At 74.9% G+C, this 16,590-nt stretch carries 14 protein-coding genes; 7 read left to right on the forward strand and 7 right to left on the reverse strand.

Annotated features, from left to right (window positions below):
- The first annotated feature begins 85 nt into the window (after positions 1–85).
- The 4 genes from ACFVQ3_RS17530 to ACFVQ3_RS17545 all read left to right on the forward strand — a co-directional run bounded on the left by ACFVQ3_RS17530 (position 86) and on the right by ACFVQ3_RS17545 (position 5,334).
- Positions 86–2,248 (forward strand): dynamin family protein, encoded by a 2,163-nt coding sequence (locus ACFVQ3_RS17530; RefSeq protein WP_387641774.1) that lies wholly within the window; start codon positions 86–88, stop codon positions 2,246–2,248.
- A complete protein-coding gene (locus ACFVQ3_RS17535) occupies positions 2,248–3,834 on the forward strand; it encodes a GTPase family protein (RefSeq protein ID WP_387641777.1) in 1,587 nt (528 codons plus the stop codon). The genes ACFVQ3_RS17530 and ACFVQ3_RS17535 overlap by 1 nt, the downstream gene beginning before the upstream one ends.
- An 83-nt stretch (positions 3,835–3,917) precedes the next feature.
- Positions 3,918–4,424: an acyl-CoA thioesterase gene (locus ACFVQ3_RS17540; RefSeq protein ID WP_387641780.1), complete on the forward strand. Its 507-nt coding sequence runs from the start codon at positions 3,918–3,920 to the stop codon at positions 4,422–4,424.
- A gap of 109 nt (positions 4,425–4,533) precedes the next feature.
- Positions 4,534–5,334: a hypothetical protein gene (locus ACFVQ3_RS17545; RefSeq protein WP_387641782.1), complete on the forward strand. Its 801-nt coding sequence runs from the start codon at positions 4,534–4,536 to the stop codon at positions 5,332–5,334.
- On the opposite strand, the gene ACFVQ3_RS17550 is transcribed toward ACFVQ3_RS17545, so the two are convergent.
- From ACFVQ3_RS17550 to ptsP, 6 genes are all read right to left on the reverse strand, one after another.
- Positions 5,315–7,000: an SDR family oxidoreductase gene (locus ACFVQ3_RS17550; RefSeq protein ID WP_387641784.1), complete on the reverse strand. Its 1,686-nt coding sequence runs from the start codon at positions 6,998–7,000 to the stop codon at positions 5,315–5,317. The two genes, ACFVQ3_RS17545 and ACFVQ3_RS17550, sit on opposite strands and share 20 nt — an antisense overlap.
- A gap of 66 nt (positions 7,001–7,066) precedes the next feature.
- Entirely contained in the window at positions 7,067–7,363 is a 297-nt protein-coding gene (locus ACFVQ3_RS17555) for a hypothetical protein (protein ID WP_387641787.1), read from the reverse strand.
- Between the two features lie 127 nt (positions 7,364–7,490).
- Positions 7,491–8,489 (reverse strand): DNA topoisomerase IB, encoded by a 999-nt coding sequence (locus ACFVQ3_RS17560; protein WP_387641789.1) that lies wholly within the window; start codon positions 8,487–8,489, stop codon positions 7,491–7,493.
- A gap of 49 nt (positions 8,490–8,538) precedes the next feature.
- Positions 8,539–9,447: an acyl-CoA thioesterase gene (locus ACFVQ3_RS17565; RefSeq protein ID WP_387641802.1), complete on the reverse strand. Its 909-nt coding sequence runs from the start codon at positions 9,445–9,447 to the stop codon at positions 8,539–8,541.
- A gap of 70 nt (positions 9,448–9,517) precedes the next feature.
- Positions 9,518–9,916 (reverse strand): globin, encoded by a 399-nt coding sequence (locus tag ACFVQ3_RS17570; protein ID WP_387641804.1) that lies wholly within the window; start codon positions 9,914–9,916, stop codon positions 9,518–9,520.
- A gap of 144 nt (positions 9,917–10,060) precedes the next feature.
- Positions 10,061–11,752, reverse strand: a complete 1,692-nt coding sequence (ptsP, locus tag ACFVQ3_RS17575; RefSeq protein WP_387641791.1) for a phosphoenolpyruvate--protein phosphotransferase — start codon at positions 11,750–11,752, stop codon at positions 10,061–10,063.
- Between the two features lie 370 nt (positions 11,753–12,122).
- Between ptsP and ACFVQ3_RS17580 the strand changes: the two genes are divergently transcribed.
- Together ACFVQ3_RS17580 and ACFVQ3_RS17585 are read left to right on the forward strand one after the other, a co-directional pair.
- Positions 12,123–12,353 (forward strand): glucose PTS transporter subunit EIIB, encoded by a 231-nt coding sequence (locus ACFVQ3_RS17580; protein WP_030150932.1) that lies wholly within the window; start codon positions 12,123–12,125, stop codon positions 12,351–12,353.
- A 10-nt stretch (positions 12,354–12,363) separates the two neighbouring features.
- Entirely contained in the window at positions 12,364–12,882 is a 519-nt protein-coding gene (locus ACFVQ3_RS17585) for a PTS glucose transporter subunit IIA (protein WP_387641794.1), read from the forward strand.
- A 31-nt stretch (positions 12,883–12,913) separates the two neighbouring features.
- Here ACFVQ3_RS17585 and ACFVQ3_RS17590 read toward each other — a convergent pair whose 3' ends face one another.
- Complete coding sequence (locus ACFVQ3_RS17590) at positions 12,914–14,116, reverse strand: mechanosensitive ion channel domain-containing protein (protein ID WP_387641796.1); 1,203 nt, start codon at positions 14,114–14,116, stop codon at positions 12,914–12,916.
- A gap of 217 nt (positions 14,117–14,333) precedes the next feature.
- Here ACFVQ3_RS17590 and malQ point away from each other — a divergent pair, with 217 nt between their 5' ends.
- Positions 14,334–16,523: a 4-alpha-glucanotransferase gene (gene malQ / locus ACFVQ3_RS17595; RefSeq protein WP_387641799.1), complete on the forward strand. Its 2,190-nt coding sequence runs from the start codon at positions 14,334–14,336 to the stop codon at positions 16,521–16,523.
- Positions 16,524–16,590: the final 67 nt, after the last annotated feature.

Below are 16,590 nucleotides of genomic sequence, written 5' to 3' on the forward strand. Positions count from 1 at the left end.
AGGGCCCCGGCGATCCGCCGGGGCCCTTCGTCGTCCCGGCGCGCTCACCGGTCGCGCGGGCACTGCGTCCGGCAGACTGAGGCGCATGACCCACCCGAGCGACGACGCCGGCCCGCCTGTCGGCGGCGCCACCGAAGGCGGTACCACCGACGACGGCACGTCCGACGGCGGCGACCACCGCTCCCGCGCCACCGGCACCCCCGACCAGGGCCTCGACCAGGGCCTCGACCAGGCCCCCGACCAGGGCCTCGACCAGGGCCTCGACGAGGCCGGTCACGGCCGGCACGTCGCGGACGAGGATGCGGGCACGGAGCGCGCACCGGCCCGCACGTCGCAGGGCGCCGACGAGCTCGTCGCGGCGCTCGACGTCCTGCGGGGCGAGCTCACCGCGCAGCGCCTGCCGCTCGTGACGCCCGGTGTCGAGGAGGACCGTCGGACGCTCGCGCTCGCGGTCGACCAGCTCGACGACTACCTGCTCCCGCGCCTGCGGTCGCGGTCCGCGCCGCTGCTCGTGGTGGTCGGTGGTTCGACGGGGGCGGGCAAGTCGACGCTCGTGAACTCGCTCCTGGGAGAGAAGGTCACCGTGCCGGGGGTCCTGCGGCCCACGACCCGTTCGCCCGTGCTGGTGCACCACCCGCTCGACGCCCGCTGGTTCAGCACGGACCGCATCCTGCCGGGGCTCGCGCGCGTCACGGGACCCGTGGACCACGGGTCCGCCGAGGGGGCGCACCGCTCGGTCCGGCTCGTCGGGTCCGAGGTCCTGCCGCCGGGCCTGGCGCTCCTCGACGCCCCGGACGTCGACTCGGTCGTGGTCGAGAACCGCGAGCTCGCCGCGCAGCTCCTGGGGGCCGCGGACCTGTGGCTCTTCGTGACCACGGCCGCCCGCTACGCCGACGCGGTGCCCTGGGACCTGCTCCACGAGGCCGCGACCCGGCGCGCGCAGGTCGCGCTCGTCCTGGACCGCGTGGATCCCGGCGCGGAGGCCGTCGGTGCGGACCTCCAGCGGCTCGCCACCGAGAACGGCCTGGGCGACGCACCGATCTTCGTCGTGCCCGAGGCCCCGCTCACGGACGGTCTGCTGCCTGAGACCGCGGTCGGGGAGATCTCGCGCTGGCTGACCGCGCTCGGCGGCGACGCGGGCGCGCGCTCGGCCGTGATCGACGCGACCCGGGACGGCGTGGTCGACGACCTGGTGCGGCGCGCGCTGCGGCTCGCGGGCGCGGTCGACGTGCAGCACGAGGCCGACGACCACCTGCGGTCCGCGGTCGAGTCGGCCTACGACGACGCACGCCGCACGGTCCTGGCCGCGACGAGCGACGGCGCGATGCTGCGCGGCGAGGTCCTCGCGCGCTGGCAGGACTTCGTGGGCACGGGCGAGCTCTTCCGGGCGGTCGAGCAGAAGGTCGGTTCGGTCCGCGACGCGATCGGCGGCTTCTTCCGCGGCAAGGGGCGCAAGGTCCCGGGCGTCGAGGAGGCGATCTCGCACGGCCTGGAGTCCGTGGTGCTCGACGCCGCGGAGGAGGCCGCCGAGCGTACCTACCGCGCGTGGCGTGCGGACCCGGCAGGAGCGGCGCTGCTCGACGGGCTCGACCTGTCCCGGGCGTCGGCGTCGTTGCGGATCCGGGTCGCGGAGGAGATCCGCGGCTGGCAGTCCGACGTCCTCGCGCTCGTGGGCGAGCAGGCCGCGGGCAGGCGTGGCACGGCTCGCGCGCTGTCGTTCGGGCTCAACGGACTGGGCGTGGCGCTCATGGTCCTGGTGTTCGCGTCGACGGGTGGCATCACCGGGGCGGAGATCGGGATCGCGGGCGGGACCGCGGTGCTCGCGCAGAAGCTCCTCGAGGCGGTGTTCGGCGACGACGCGGTCCGCCGTCTGACCCGCACCGCGCAGGACCGGCTCGCGGACCGCGTCGCGGCGGTCCTCGACGGCGAGGCCCGGCGCTACACGTCGCAGCTCGACGCGCTCGGTACGGGGGACGCGACGGGGGCCCCGCTCCGGGCCGCGGCGTACGACGTGCGCCAGGCAGCGCGCCGCGAGCAGAAGGCCCGCGACCGGGCGGGCGTGACGGGGGAGGTGAGCGGCGCCGTCGGGCAGGGGGGTGCCCTGCGTGGGGCCCGTGCCGCCCCCGCGTCCGGACCACCGGCCCTCGACGACGCGTCGGTGGCCGAGCGTCCCGGGTTCTGGCGCCGGCTGTTCGGCGCTCGTCCAGGCGAGACGGACCCGGCCGCGCCCACCGGGGACGAGCGCTGATGGCCCGCCTCGACCTGACGGCCCGCGTCGCCGCGCTCGAGACCGCGGTCTCGGCAGGCACGGCCCGCCTCCCGGACGACCTGCTCGACGACGCGCGCGCCGTCCTCGCGCGCACCGCGACGCGCACCGCCCTGTCGGCCGAGCACACGGTCGTCGCGCTCGCGGGCTCGACCGGGTCGGGCAAGTCGTCGCTGTTCAACGCGATCGCGCGTGCCCCGCTCGCCCGCCCGGGCATCACGCGCCCGACGACGTCGCGCCCGATGGCGGTCGTCTGGGGGCCGGGGGCCGACCCGCTGCTGGGCTGGCTCGAGGTCGGGGACCGCCACCACGCCGCGGACCGTGCGGGTGTGGCCACCGACGGGCTCGTCCTGCTCGACCTGCCGGACCACGACTCGGTCGTGACCGAGCACCGCGCGGTCGCCGAGCGGCTCGTCGAGCGCGTCGACCTGCTCGTGTGGGTCGTCGACCCGCAGAAGTACGCGGACGCCGCGCTGCACGAGCGCTACCTGCGCCCGCTCGCGGGGCACGGCGACGTCCTCGTGGTCGTGCTCAACCAGATCGACCGGCTGACCCCCGAGGAGGCGACCGCGTGCCTCGCGGACCTGCGCCGGCTCGTGGCCGAGGACGGCCTCGCCGCGGCGCGCGTGCTGGGCGTCTCGGCGACGACGGGGCAGGGCGTCGACGAGCTCGACGCGCTCCTGGACCAGGCCGCCGCCCGGCGGGAGGCCGCGGTCGCGCGCCTGGTCGCGGACGTGCGCTCCGTCGCGCGACGGATCGTGGACGCGTGCGGGGACAAGGTGCCCGAGCGCTCGCAGGACGCGGCGCGGTCACGGCTCGTCGACGCCCTCGAGGCCGCGGCCGGGGTGCCGACCGTGGTCGACGCCGTCCGCGGCTCGGCGAACCGGCGCGCCCGCGCCGCGACCGGGTGGCCGCCCACGCGGTGGATCGGGCGGCTCCGCGTGGACCCCCTGCGACGCCTGGGGCTCACGCGCGGCACCGACCGGCCCGACCTCGCCCGGACGTCCGTCCCGCGGGCCTCGCCCACGGTCGCAGCCCGCGCGCAGGTCGCGGTCCGCGAGTACGTGTCGACCATGACGGCCGGCGCCCCGCAGGACTGGGCGCTCGGCGCGCGGGCGCGCGTGACCGACAGCACCGGAGGGCTGGCCGACGAGCTCGACCAGGCGGTCGCGGGGACCGAGCTCGAGGCCGCGCGGCGCCCGCGCTGGTGGGGCGTCGTGAGCGTCCTCCAGTGGGTCGTGCTGGGTGCGCTGGTCGTGGGGCTCGTCTGGCTGGGCGTGCTCGCGGTGCTCGCCTACCTCCAGCTCCCGACCCCCGAGACCCCGGTGTGGCGGGGGTTCCCCTGGCCGACGCTCCTGGTCGTGGGCGGGGTGCTGGTCGGCATCGTGCTGGCCCTCGCGGCGCGCGTCGTGGGGGCCCTCGGTGCCCGACGGCGTGCGGCCCGCGCGCGCCGCAGGCTGCGGGCGAGCATCGGGAAGGTCGCGGGGCGCCTCGTCTGGCTGCCCGTCGCGGAGGAGCTCTCGGCGCTCACGACGTGCCGCGTGGCCGCCCAGGTCGCGGCGACCTGAGGCGGGCGTAAGGTGACCCGGGTGCCTCCCCGCCGATCCCCGGCGGACGAGAGGCCCGAGCCCCACGCGAAGAAAGGACTTCCATGACCCGCCTGCACGTCCCCGTCGCCCTGCGCTGGTCCGACCTCGACGCCTATCAGCACGTCAACAACGTCGAGATGCTGCGGCTCCTGGAGGATGCCCGCATCACCGCGTTCTGGCGCCACCCCGAGGCCTCGACCGAGGAGAGCTGGCCCACGGCGGTCCTCGACACGGGCCCGCACGCGACGTCGCACACCCTGGTCGCCCGGCAGGAGATCGAGTACCTGCGGCCGCTCGGGTTCACGCGGAGCCCGGTGCGCGTCGAGATGTGGCTCGGGCACCTGGGCGGGGCGAGCCTCGAGGTCTGCTACGAGGTGCACACCGAGTGGCCCGACGGCACCGAGCGCACGGGGCCCTCGATCGGCAGCAGGCCCTACGCCAAGGCCGCGACGACCATCGTCGTCGTGGACGCGGCCACCGGAGCGCCGCGACGCATCACCGAGCCCGAGCGTGCGGCCTGGCAGCCGTTCGTCGAGGAGCCGCTCGAGTTCCGTCGCCGGGGGCGCTGAGCCCGTCCGGCCCGGCCGGCGTCCCGCGGCGGTGCTCGGTGAGACGTCGGACGGTCCGGTGACGAACACGACCGTGACGGATACCCCCGGTAGATGTCATGATGCGCGCGTGGACACCGTAGAGGTTGTGGGCGCCGACGTGGCCGTCGGCGCCGGACCCGAAGACGTTCTGCCCGTTCTGCCCCGGTCCGAGCCGCCCGTCTCGGACGTCGAGCTCGAGCTCGACGCCGTGGACTGGGCCGCCTACCAGGGGGCGTTCGGCGCGGCCGACGTGGTCCCTGCCCTGGTGCGCGCCGTCGTCGGACCGGCGGGTGCGGAGCAGGACGAGGCTCTCGACCTGCTGTGGCAGGTCGTGAACCACGAGGGCGCCCTCTACGGGGTGTCGGTGCCCGCGCTGCGCGTGCTCGCCGCGGTGGTGCGGGACGACAGCCAGCCCGAGGACGTGCGCAGCGGGGTCGCCCTCCTCCTGCTGACCATGGGCGCCGCCCACCTGCCCGGCGAGCCGGCCGACCAGGTCGACCTCCAGCTCGAGGTCCTGCTCGCCGCGCAGGAGGTCCTGCCCGCTCTCGACGAGTCCTTCCTCCACGGGCCTCGGACCCTCCAGGTCGCCCTGCTCGCGTTCCAGGCCGTCACGGGAGAGGCGACGTCCGCCGCCGGGCGCGCGGCCATCGCCCGTCTCGTCGCGGACGACGAGCCGCTGCTCGCGGCGATCGCGTCGCTCACGTTCGACCTGGTCTCGGGTGCCGTCCCCGCCCGCGGGGCCGTGCACCGACCCGGGGTGCTCGACGAGGACATCCGCGAGCTCATCGAGGACTACGCCGACCTCACCGACGTCACGCTCGCCGGCATGGTCGTCAGCGAGACCGCGTTCGCCCTCGTCGACCGGATGCTCACCGCGCTCGAGGAGTAGGCCACGCGGTCGGAGGCCCGGCCGAGGTCCTGCTCGCCACCGCAGCCCGCTCCGCTGCCGCAGCCCGCTCCGCGGCCTCGGCGATGTTCTTCTGCATGCCCCCGAACACGACCCCGTGGAACGGCGCGACCGACCACCAGTACGCCTGCCCGGCGAGCCCGTGCGGGTGGAACAGCGCCCGCTGCGCGAAGTAGGCCCGGCCCGGCCCGGACGCGTCCTCGGGAGCGGGACCGACGTCGTCGGGCCCCGTGATCTCCTCGGCCGACTCGTCGACGCGCAGCTCGAGCCACGCGAGACCCGGCAGCCGCATCTCGGCGCGCAGCAGCAGGCGACGGCCCGGCTCGATGGCCTCGACCCGCCAGAAGTCGAGGACGTCGTCGACCACGAGCGTGCGCTCGTCGCGGCGCCCGCGCCGCAGGCCCGGCCCGCCCGACAGACGGTCGAGCAGGCCCCGCACCCGCCACGCGAGCGACCACGAATACCAGCCGCGCTGCCCGCCGATCGACTCGATCACGGACCACAGGACGTCGGCCGGGGCGTCGACCACGCGTCGGCGCTCGTCGACGTACAGCGAGCCGCCCGCCCAGTCGGGGTCGGAGGGCAGGGGGTCGCTCGGCGCCCCCTCGACCGCGGCCGACGACCAGCGCGTGGTCACCTCGCCGTCGTGGACGCGTTGGAGCGCGAGCTCGACCGCGCGGCGGAAGCCGATCAGCCCGCCGGGCGGGTCGGGCACGTACCGGGCGATGTCGTGCTCGTCGCACACGACCTCGTGGACGAGCGACTCGACGAGCGGGCGGGCGATGCTCGCGGGCACGGGGGTCACGAGGCCCACCCAGTGGCTCGACAGGCGCGGGGTCAGGACCGGGACGCTCACGATCAGCCGTCGCGGGAGCCCCGCGACCTGCGCGTAGCCCTGCATCATCTGTCGGTAGGTCAGGACGTCGGGTCCGCCGATGTCGAACGCGCGCGAGACGTCGGCGGGCATCGTCGCGCTGCCGACGAGGTAGCGCAGCACGTCACGGATCGCGATCGGCTGGATGCGGTTGTCGACCCAGCGGGGCGTCGTCATCGCGGGCAGGCGCTCGGTGAGGTAGCGCATCATCTCGAACGACGCCGAGCCCGACCCGAGGATCACCGCGGCCTGGAGGACCGTCGTCGGGACGCCCGAGGCGAGCAGGATCTCGCCCACCTCCTTGCGCGAGGCCAGGTGCGGGGAGAGGTCCGCGTCGTCGACGTCGGGGAACAGGCCCCCGAGGTAGACGATCCGCCCGACGCCCGCCTCGCGGGCCGCCCGGGCGAACGTCAGGGCGGTGCGCCGGTCGCGGGCCGCGAACGAGCGGCCCGTGCCGAGCGAGTGGATCAGGTAGTACGCGACGTCCGCACCCCGCAGGGCCTCGCGGATCTGGTCGAGGTCCGACGCGTCGGCCTGAACCAGGTCCACGCGCTGCGCCCAGTCGCGCCCCGCCAGACGTTCGGGGCGGCGGGCGATCGCACGGACGCGGTGCCCTGCCTCCAGGAGCTCGGGGACCAGGCGGCCGCCGACGTAGCCCGTCACCCCCGTGACGGCGACGGTCAGGGGTCGGGACCCCGCGACCGGCGCGGACGGCCCGTCGGCAGGCGCGGTCTCCGGGGGCGGCGGGGGAGCGATGTCATCGGTGGGAGTCATGGTGCTCACCATGGTGACCCGGGTGACGGCTGCTCGCGACCGGCCGTCACCCGGCTCGGGTGAGCGTCACGCGGGGAGCGTGACGGCCCAGACGAAGAACACGAAGAACGGGACGCCGATGATCGCCAGCCCCCACTTCCACCACCAGTGGATCGAGAGCTCGCCCCGGGCGTTCGTCGCCTCGTCCGCGGTCAGCGGCCGCTGGGCCCAGCCCGACGGCGTGAGCGTCGCGAGGCTGTACTCGCGCGGCACCGTGATGCGGAAGAGCCAGAAGATGTGGACGTAGGTGTAGGCGAGGACCAGCGCCTGCTCTGGAGAGATGTGCTGTGACTTGGCCTTGCGGCCCCAGCCGAAGAAGATCATCGTCGATGCTCCTGCTTGAACGTGATGAGATGGCGGCAGAACGTAGCACGTCCAGGAGACTCCCAGGAAGGGCCGTTCGTCCCGGGGGACCCCGGCAGCTCCGAGACGGCCCCGACCGTGCCCGTGCCTAGGCCAGCAGATCCAGCACCGCACGCTCGGCCGCGGCCTGACCACGGCGCCCGCCCAGGAGCGGGGCGATGGTCTGCCCGCGCTCCCAGAGGTCGATCAGGCGCGGATCGACGTACGACGAGCGCGCGACGGCCGGGGTGTTGCCGAGCTCGTCGGCGACGTCCCGGACCACGCCCGCGACCACGGCCCGCCGGGCGCGGGCCGCCGTGGGCGGTGCGCCCGCGTCCGCGAGGGCGCGGGCCGCGAGGACGGTGGCGTGCCACGTGCGGAAGTCCTTCGCGGTCGCGTCCTCGCCCAGGCGCTCCTTGAGGTAGGCGGTCACGTCCGCGCTCGTCACGTCGTGCCAGACGACACCGTCCGGCGTCTCCTCGCGCCACGCGAGCAGGTCGCCCGCGTCACGTCGCCGCACGAGCGTCGTGACGGCCCCGCGGACCCGTTCGTCCTCGACGACGACGTCGCGCACCTGCCCCGACTTCGCGGGGTAGTGGAAGTGGACCGAGCCGTCGCGCCGCACGCGCACGTGCTCGGTGCGCAGCGTCGCGAGCCCGTAGCTGCCGTTCTGCCTCGCGTACGCCTCGCTGCCCGCCCGGAAGTACGCGAGGTCCAGGAGCCGGAACGCGAGCGCGAGGACCTTCGACCGCGGCATCCCGTCGAGCGCGAGGTCCTTGGCGACCCGGCGGCGTGCGGCAGGGAGGCGGGCACCGACCGCCAGGACGTGGTCGAACTTGCGGCGGGCCCTGCGCTCGCGCCACTGGTCGTGGTACAGGTACTGGCCGCGCCCCGCGTCGTCGTACCCGAACGCCTGGATGTGCCCGTCCGGGTACCGGCAGATCCACACGTCCGACCAGGCGGGCGGGACGACCAGGTGCGTGCAGCGCGCGAGCTCGTCCGCGTCGGTCAGGCGTGAGCCGTCCACGTCGAGGTACGAGAAGCCCTTGCCGTGGCGGCGTCGGCCGTAGCCGGGCGAGGAGACCGAGACGCGGCGCAGACGGACCATCCGGTCATCGTGCCCCGCGCCCCGGCGGCTCGCCCGCTCAGCGCGTCGCTCAGACCGGCAGCCGCAGCATGCCCTCCTGCGCGATGCTCGCCACGAGCGTCCCGTCGCGCGTGAAGACGCGAGCGGCGCCGAGCCCGCGCCCGCCCTGCGCGCTCGGGGACGACTGGACGTAGAGCAGCCACTCGTCGACACGGGCGTCGCGGTGCCACCACATGGCGTGGTCGAGGCTCGCGATCGAGGCACCGGGCGTGACCCAGCTCGACCCGGTCTTGCGCAGCACGGGCTCGAGCATGATCTGGTCGCACGCGTACGCCATGAGGGCGCGGTGCAGGAGCTGGTCGCCCTCGACGGGACCGCGGGCCTTCATCCACACCATCTGCTGGTCGGTGCGCTCGGCACCGGGGCCCAGGTAGAGCGAGCCGCCCACGTGGCGCAGGTCGAACGCGGCCTCGTGCGAGCGAGAGCGTGCGGCCGGGTGCGGGATCTTGCCGAGCTCGTCGAACGCCGACGGCAGGGACTCGGGGTCCGGGGCCTCGGGCATGGGCGAGGTGTGCTCGACGCCGTCCTGCTCCTCCTGGAACGACGCGATCATCGACAGGATCGGCTTGCCGTGCTGCACGGCGTGCGTGCGGCGTGCGCTGAACGAGCGGCCGTCACGGAGCTTCTCGACGGCGAACTCGATGGGGGCGTCGAGGTCGCCCGCGCGCAGGAAGTACCCGTGCATCGAGTGGGGTCGGCGGTCGCCCTCGACGGTCAGGCCCGCGGCGATGAGCGCCTGGGCGAGCACCTGGCCACCGTAGATCCGGGCGTTGGGCTGGTCGACGCTCAGGCCGCCGAAGCGCACGTCGGCACCGTCGGAACGGGAGTCGTCGGCCGGCTTCTCCTCGAGCTGGAGCGCGCGCAGCAGGTTGCCGAGCGGGTCGCGCGCGAGCTCGTCCGCGGTGACCTTGGTGCGCAGGGGCTGGGGCTGGTCGCGGTGCTCGGACTGGTCGGCCGAGGCCGTCTGGGGGGCCGTCACGTCGGTCACGTCACTCCTCGAAGGTGTTGATCAGCGAGTGGGCGGCACGTTCCAGGTAGTCCCAGAGCGTGGCCTCGTGCAGCGGGGCGAGGTCGAGCGATTCGACGCCGGCACGCATGTGCGCGAGCCAGCGGTCCCTCGCGTCGGGGTTGACCTTGAACGGGGCGTGGCGCATGCGCAGGCGGGGGTGGCCGCGCTGCTCCGAGTAGGTCGTGGGGCCGCCCCAGTACTGCTCGAGGAACATGGTCAGCCGGACCTTGGCGGGGCCGAGGTCCTCCTCGGGGTACATGGGCTTGAGCACGGGGTCGGTCGCGACGCCCTCGTAGAACACGTCGACGAGCCGCACGAAGGTCTCGTGCCCCCCGATCGCGTCGTAGAGGCTGTCCGAGGACGCGACGGACTCGCGCAGGCGCGGGGTCGCGGCGCTCACCGGGAGGGCAGCGGAGGAGCCGCCGGGGTGGGGGACGGGATCGCTGGTCACGCGGCCATCATCCCACCCGGCTGTGCGCACCCGGGCGCCCGGAGGACGTGACGCTCGCCGCTGTCGGCCTCCTCACAGCCCCAGCTCGTCGAGCCGGGGCAGGGCCGCCCGGACCGCGGCGCGCCCGTCGGCGGCGCTCTCCGCGGCGAGCGCGAGCTGCGCGACCTCGCGGCACTCGGCGATCGTGACCGTATCCAGCAGGGCGGCGACGTCGGGGATCGCGCGCGCCGTCATCGACAGCGAGGACACACCGAGCCCGACGAGCACGGCCGCGAGCACGGGGTTCGACGCCGCTTCGCCGCACACGCCCACGGGCCGCCCCTGGAGGTCCCCGCCGCGGCAGGTCGCGGCGACGAGCTGGAGGACCGCCGGCTGCCAGGGGTCGCTGAGCTCGGCGAGCGAGCCGAGGAGGCGGTCGGCCGCCATGGTGTACTGCGTGAGGTCGTTGGTGCCGATCGAGGCGAAGTGCGCGCGGGCGAGCACGGGACCGGCGAGCAGGGCTGCGCTGGGCACCTCGATCATGACGCCCGCGGTGTCGAGCCCGTGGGCCGTGCACCGGCCGACGAACCATTCGGCCTCGGCGACGGTCGAGACCATGGGCGCCATGACCCAGACCACGGCCTCCTCGGCCGCGGCCGCGAGCGAGATGGCCTCGAGCTGCTGCTCCAGGAGGTCGGGCCACTTCTCGGCCGTGCGCAGCCCGCGCACCCCGAGGGCCGGGTTCTCCTCGTCGTCGACGGACAGGAAGTGCAAGGGCTTGTCCGCGCCCGAGTCGAGCGTGCGGATCACGACCTTGCGGCCGGGGAAGGCGTGGAAGACGGTGCGGTAGGCCGCGACCTGCTCGGCGACGGTCGGCGGCTCCTGACGGTCGAGGAACGCGAACTCGGACCGGAAGAGCCCCACGCCCTCGGCCCCTGCGGCTGCGGCGGGTGCGGCGCCCGCGGGGTCCCCGATGTTGGCCAGGAGCTGGACGCGGTGGCCGTCCGCGGTGCGGCCTTCTCCGGAGAAGGTCCGCACGGTCGCGGCCAGCGCCCGGGCGGCCGCGACCTGCTCGTCCGTGGGACGGACCAGGACGGTCCCGGCCGACCCGTCGACGAGGACCGTGTCGCCCGCGCTGAGCGCCTCGCTCGCCCCGGCCGCCGCGACGACCGCGGGGATGCCCATGGCGTTGGCGACGATCGCGGTGTGAGAGGTGGGCCCCGCGCCGTCGGTCACGATCGCGAGCACGCGCGCCGGGTCGAGGCCCGCGGTCACCGACGGGGCCAGGTCGAGCGCGACGAGCACGAACGGCTCCGGGTGGTCGGGCACTCCTGGTGCGGGGCGTCCCGAGAGCGCGGCGACGATCCGGTCGCGCACGTCCGCGATGTCGCGCGCACGCTCGGCGAAGTACCCGCCGAGGGCCTCGAACTGCTGGGCGACCGACTCGGCGGCCTCCCACACCGCGCGCTCGGCGATGAGGTGCTCCTCGACGACGAGCCGTTCGGCGTCGGCCGCGAGCGTGGGGTCCGTGGCCATGGCGGCCGTGGCCTCCAGGACGTCGCGCGTGTCCCCGGTCGCCGAGGCCGCGGCGCGGTCGAGGTCGGCCTGCACCTGGGCGGCGGCGACCGGGATGCGGTCGGCCTCGGCACGCAGGTCGGCCGTGGGTGCCAGACGGAGTCCGGGGGAGGGCTCGTCGAGCGGTTCGGGCAGGAAGACGACCGGTCCGACGACCTTCCCGGGGCACACCCCGATACCGGTGATCGTCCGCTGTTCCTCGCTGGCCACGACGTCCTCCTGAGCTCGCCCGGTCCCGGCGGTCGGCCGGGTTTCCCTACCTCGCAGTGTTCCCCAGCCGCGAGCGGAGCGCCAAGCGGGCAACGAGCCGTGCGACCGGGCGTGGTCGCCGGGGACGGCGCCCTCCCGACGGCGCCCGGTGGGCCCGGCGCGCAGGTCGCCCTCCGCGGGGGTGCGGCCCGGCGGGACGCGCACGACCTGCCGGGCCTGCGGGTGGCGCGCGGCGCCGTCGGGCGGGGGAAATCGCCCGCTGTTCTCCCTCACCGGCCAGTGCTGTGAGACTAGGGTGGGAGAAAGAGGCCTGTTCGCAGGCCTTCCCCCGGCAACGGCGCCCAGCAGCACAGGAGTCAGGAGTTCGTAGATGAGCAAGGCACAGCAGATCCTCGAGGCGCTCGGTGGACAGTCGAACGTGGTCGACCTCGAACCCTGCATCACCAGGCTGCGCGTCGAGGTGACCAACCCGGCGCTCGTCGACGAGGTCGGGCTCAAGGCCACGGGGGCGTTCGGCGTGGTGCGCTCGGGCCGCGTCATCCAGGTGATCGTGGGGCCCGAGGCCGACAACCTCGCCGCCGAGCTCGACACCCTGCGCTGACACGAAGCAGATGCCACCGACCGGTTCCGTACCTCCCGCGAGGACCGGCTCGTCCACGGACGAGCCGGTCCTGCGCGTCGGAGCACCGTTGACCGGCACGGTCGTGGCACTGCGCGACGTCCCCGACCCCGTGCTCGCGCAGGCGTTCGCGGGGCCGGGCCTCGCGATCGAACCCACGGTGGACGGCGACGGGATCTCGACCGTCGTGGCCCCCGCTGCGGGCACCGTCGGTTCCCTGTTCCCGCACGCCTTCGCGCTCGAGGCCACCGGTGGGCGCACCGTCCTGGTCCACCTGGGCATCGACACCGTGCGCCTCGGAGGAGAGGGCTTCCAGCTCCACGTCGAGCCGGGCGACCGGGTCGAGGCGGGAACGACCCTGCTCTCCTGGGAGCCGCCGCGCGTGGCCGCGCTGGGGCTGTCGACCGTGTGCTCGGTCATCGCGCTCCAGGGCGACCCGTCGCTCCTGACGATGCTCGTCCCCCCGGGCGGGACCGTCCGGGCCGGCGAGCCCCTCCTGTCCTGGGACTGAGGAGCCTGGCCCGGGACTGAAGTACGGCCCTCTACCGGTCCGGCTGCGTCGGGTCGTCGGGCAGCGCGTCGCGTCTCTGCAGCGAGTCCCCGGCCTGCACCTCGTCCTTCGGCTGCACGGCGTCCCGCGCCTGGAGGCCGCCCGGGTTCTGCGCGGTGTCCCGGTTGGCCACCGCGTCCCGGTTCGGCACCGCGTCCCGGACGGGAGGAGTGCCGTGGGCGGGCACCGGGGTCGACACCTGGGGCGGGACCGGCGCAGCGACGTCCTGCGGCGCCTCCTCGAGGGCCGCGGGCGGCTCGGCACCGGCCAGCGGCACGTGCGCGGCGGCGAGGCGCTCGCGGACCGTCGTGCGCAGCGCCCGTGAGATCTCGCCCTGCATCGAGGCCTGCGTCTTGACCGAGACCTTGAGGACCATCTCGTCGGGGGTCATCGACTCGATGCCGGACACGGCCGGCTGCTCCAGGAGGTAGGTACCCAGGACGGGGTCCGCGGCGACGGCCTCGCCGGCCTCGCGCAGGACCCGCTCGACCTGGTCGAGGTCCGCGAAGTACGCGACGTGCACCTCGGCCGAGGCGCGGCCCCACTCCTGCGACTTGTTGCCCGTGCGCAGGATCTCGCCGTTGCGGATGTACCAGAGGGTGCCGTCGGCGTCGCGGACCTTCGTCACGCGCAGCGCGACCTCCTCGACCGTCCCGGCCACGACCCCGAAGTCGACCGAGTCGCCCACGCCGTACTGGTCCTCGAGCAGCATGAACGTGCCCGACAGGAAGTCCTTGACGAGGCTCTGCGCGCCGAAGCCGAGCGCGACGCCCACGATCCCGGCCGACGCGAGGAACGGGGCGATGTTCATGCCCAGCTCCGTGAGGACCATCAGGACGATCGTCGACCCGAACAGGATGTTCGCGGTCGAGCGCAGGACCGAGCCGATCGTGCGGGCCCGCTGGGCGCGCCGGGCGCTCGCGAGCGGGTTGGCGCGCAGCAGGACGTTGCCCACGGGCGACTCCGTGAGGCCCTTGAGGCCCTTCATGCCGCGCCGCTCGGTGATCGGGGTGCCGTCGGCGATGTGCTCGGTCACGCGGCGGATGATCCGGCGGATCACGGCCAGCAGGACCGAGCCGATCACGACGATGAGGATGATCCGCAGCGGCGTGCCGAGGAACCACTCGAGCCAGACGTTGGCCTGCCCGGCGATCTGGTCGCCGAGGTCGGTGGGGGACGGGGACGGGGAAGCCATCCCGGCAGGTTACCTTCCGCGGCGCGAGGCCCGACGGCGTCCGGCACCCCACGTGACGAGCCTCACCGGGAGCGGGCGGACGGGTCCTGCGGAGGGCCTGTGAGGAGGGTGGGCGGGCGGTGTGCGCACGTGCCCGGGGGGCTGAACCTGGCGAGCACCCGCGCCACACCGGGGCCAAGGTCTGCCGTCGCCCCCGCGCTCTGGCAGGATCACCCTCGTGAGCGTTCCACAACATGTCACGGCCGACGTGCCCGAACCGCTGGTCCAGCTGGCCGCGGCCCATGGTGTCGCGCCCGACTTCTGGGGCTTCGACGGCACGCAGCGCCAGGTGAGCGCGCAGACCCTCGTCGCGGTGCTCGAGGCGCTCGGCGTGCCCGCGTCGTCCCCCGAGAAGGTCGCGGTGAGCCTCGAGCACTCGGTCGACGACGAGTGGCGGCAGATGCTGCCCCCGACCGTCGTGGTGCGTCAGGGCGACGAGGTGCGCTTCCCCGTGCACGTGGCCGACGGTGCGCCCGTCGAGGTGTGGGCCGAGCTCGAGCCGGTGGAGCAGCCCGGGTTCCGCTCGACCGCGCCCGCGGTGCGGGAGCGCCGCGCCCTGACCCAGGTCGACGCGTACGTCGAGCCCCGCACGGTCGACGGCCGGGCGATCGGGCGGGCGACGTTCGCCGTCCCGGCGGACCTCCCGCTGGGCTGGCACGAGATCCACGCCGCGAGCGAGGGCACGCAGGCGCGAGCCACGCTGGTCGTCACGCCGCAGCGGCTCGAGCTGCCCGAGGCCGTGCGCGAGGCGCGGGCCTGGGGGCTCATGACCCAGCTCTACTCGGTCCGGTCGAAGGCGTCGTGGGGCGTGGGGGACCTGGCCGACCTGGCCGACCTCGCGTGGCTGGGAGCGCACCGGGCGGGGGCGGACTTCGTGCTCGTCAACCCGCTGGCCGCGGCCGAGCCCCGCACCCCCATGACGCCCTCGCCGTACCTGCCCACGAGCCGGCGCTTCGTGAACCCGCTGTACATCCGTGTCGAGGACGTGCGCGAGACGGGCTACCTGTCGGCGGCGGACCGTTCGCTCGTCGAGTGGGCGTTCGACCCGATCCGGGACCTGAGCTCCGACTCCGGCCCGATCGACCGGGACGCGGCGTGGGAGGCCAAGAAGGCCGCGCTCGAGGTCGTCTTCGCGGCGCCGCGGTCGACCGCGCGCCAGGCGGCGTTCGACGCCTTCCGGGCCGAGCAGGGCAAGGGGCTCGAGGACTTCGCCACGTGGTGCACGCTCGCCGACCACTTCGGCGACCGTGACTGGCCCCCGCAGGCGCTCGACCCGTCGTCGCCCGCGGTCGCGGCGCTGCGCGATCAGCTCGACGACCAGGTCGAGTTCTACTGCTGGCTCCAGTGGGTCGCGGACGAGCAGCTCGAGGTCGCGCAGCGCACGGCGCTGGGCGCCGGGATGTCGATCGGGATCATGCACGACCTCGCCGTGGGCGTGCACCCGCACGGGGCCGACGCCTGGGCTCACCACGACGTCCTCGCGGGCGGGGTCACGGTCGGCGCGCCGCCGGACATGTACAACCAGCAGGGGCAGAACTGGTCGCAGCCGCCGTGGGACCCTCGCGCCCTGGCCCGCGCCGGGTACGCGCCCTTCCGCGACCTGCTGCGCACGGTGCTGCGCCACGCGGGCGCGGTCCGGGTCGACCACGTGATCGGTCTGTTCCGGCTCTGGTGGATACCGGGCGCGGCGCGCGCGGACGCCGGGGCCTACGTCCGCTACGACCACGAGGCGCTCGTGGGCATCCTGTGCCTCGAGGCCCATCGCGCCGGGGCCATGGTCATCGGTGAGGACCTCGGGGTGTACGAGCCCTGGGTCCGCGACTACCTCGCGGAGCGGGGCATCCTCGGGACCTCGGTGCTGTGGTTCGAGAAGGGCGAGGGTGGGCGTCCGCTGGCCCCTGAGGCGTACCGCCGGCTCGCGCTGGCCACGGTCACGACGCACGACCTGCCGCCGACCGCGGGCTACCTCGCGGGTGAGCACGTCGACCTGCGCGAGCGCCTGGGTCTGCTCACCGAGCCGGCCGCCCAGGTCCGCCAGGCGGCACGCGCGGAGCGCGACGGCATGGTGGCCTTCCTCGCCGAGCGCGGGCTGATCGGTGACGACCCGTCCGAGCGCGAGCTCGTCGAGGCGCTGCACGTCCTGATCGCCCAGACGCCAGCCGCCCTGATCGGCGTCTCGCTCGCCGACGCGGTGGGGGAGCGTCGTACGCAGAACCAGCCCGGGACGGACCAGGAGTACCCCAACTGGAAGGTCCCGCTGGGAGACTCGTCGGGCAACGTGGTGCTGCTCGAGGACCTGTTCGACAACGCGCGGCTGCTCTCGCTCGCGAAGGTGATGCGGGAGTCGTTGTCCTCCCCGCCGAGGTAGACCCGTGTGGGGGGGGGGTAGCGCGCCGGGGGGGAGACAGGCGCCCCCCGGGTGACACGGCGCCCCG

It is taken from the genome of Oerskovia sp. NPDC057915 (assembly GCF_042887685.1).
Lineage (GTDB): Bacteria > Actinomycetota > Actinomycetes > Actinomycetales > Cellulomonadaceae > Oerskovia.

What these genes read in the sequence shown, in the direction of transcription:
- ACFVQ3_RS17530 (WP_387641774.1), top strand. Translation starts at nt 86, where the DNA reads ATGACCCACCCGAGCGACGACGCCGGCCCGCCTGTCGGCGGCGCCACC.
- ACFVQ3_RS17535 (WP_387641777.1), top strand. Translation starts at nt 2,248, where the DNA reads ATGGCCCGCCTCGACCTGACGGCCCGCGTCGCCGCGCTCGAGACCGCG.
- ACFVQ3_RS17540 (WP_387641780.1), top strand. Translation starts at nt 3,918, where the DNA reads ATGACCCGCCTGCACGTCCCCGTCGCCCTGCGCTGGTCCGACCTCGAC.
- ACFVQ3_RS17550 (WP_387641784.1), bottom strand. Translation starts at nt 7,000, where the DNA reads ATGACTCCCACCGATGACATCGCTCCCCCGCCGCCCCCGGAGACCGCG.
- ACFVQ3_RS17555 (WP_387641787.1), bottom strand. Translation starts at nt 7,363, where the DNA reads ATGATCTTCTTCGGCTGGGGCCGCAAGGCCAAGTCACAGCACATCTCT.
- ACFVQ3_RS17560 (WP_387641789.1), bottom strand. Translation starts at nt 8,489, where the DNA reads ATGGTCCGTCTGCGCCGCGTCTCGGTCTCCTCGCCCGGCTACGGCCGA.
- ACFVQ3_RS17580 (WP_030150932.1), top strand. Translation starts at nt 12,123, where the DNA reads ATGAGCAAGGCACAGCAGATCCTCGAGGCGCTCGGTGGACAGTCGAAC.
- ACFVQ3_RS17585 (WP_387641794.1), top strand. Translation starts at nt 12,364, where the DNA reads ATGCCACCGACCGGTTCCGTACCTCCCGCGAGGACCGGCTCGTCCACG.
- ACFVQ3_RS17590 (WP_387641796.1), bottom strand. Translation starts at nt 14,116, where the DNA reads ATGGCTTCCCCGTCCCCGTCCCCCACCGACCTCGGCGACCAGATCGCC.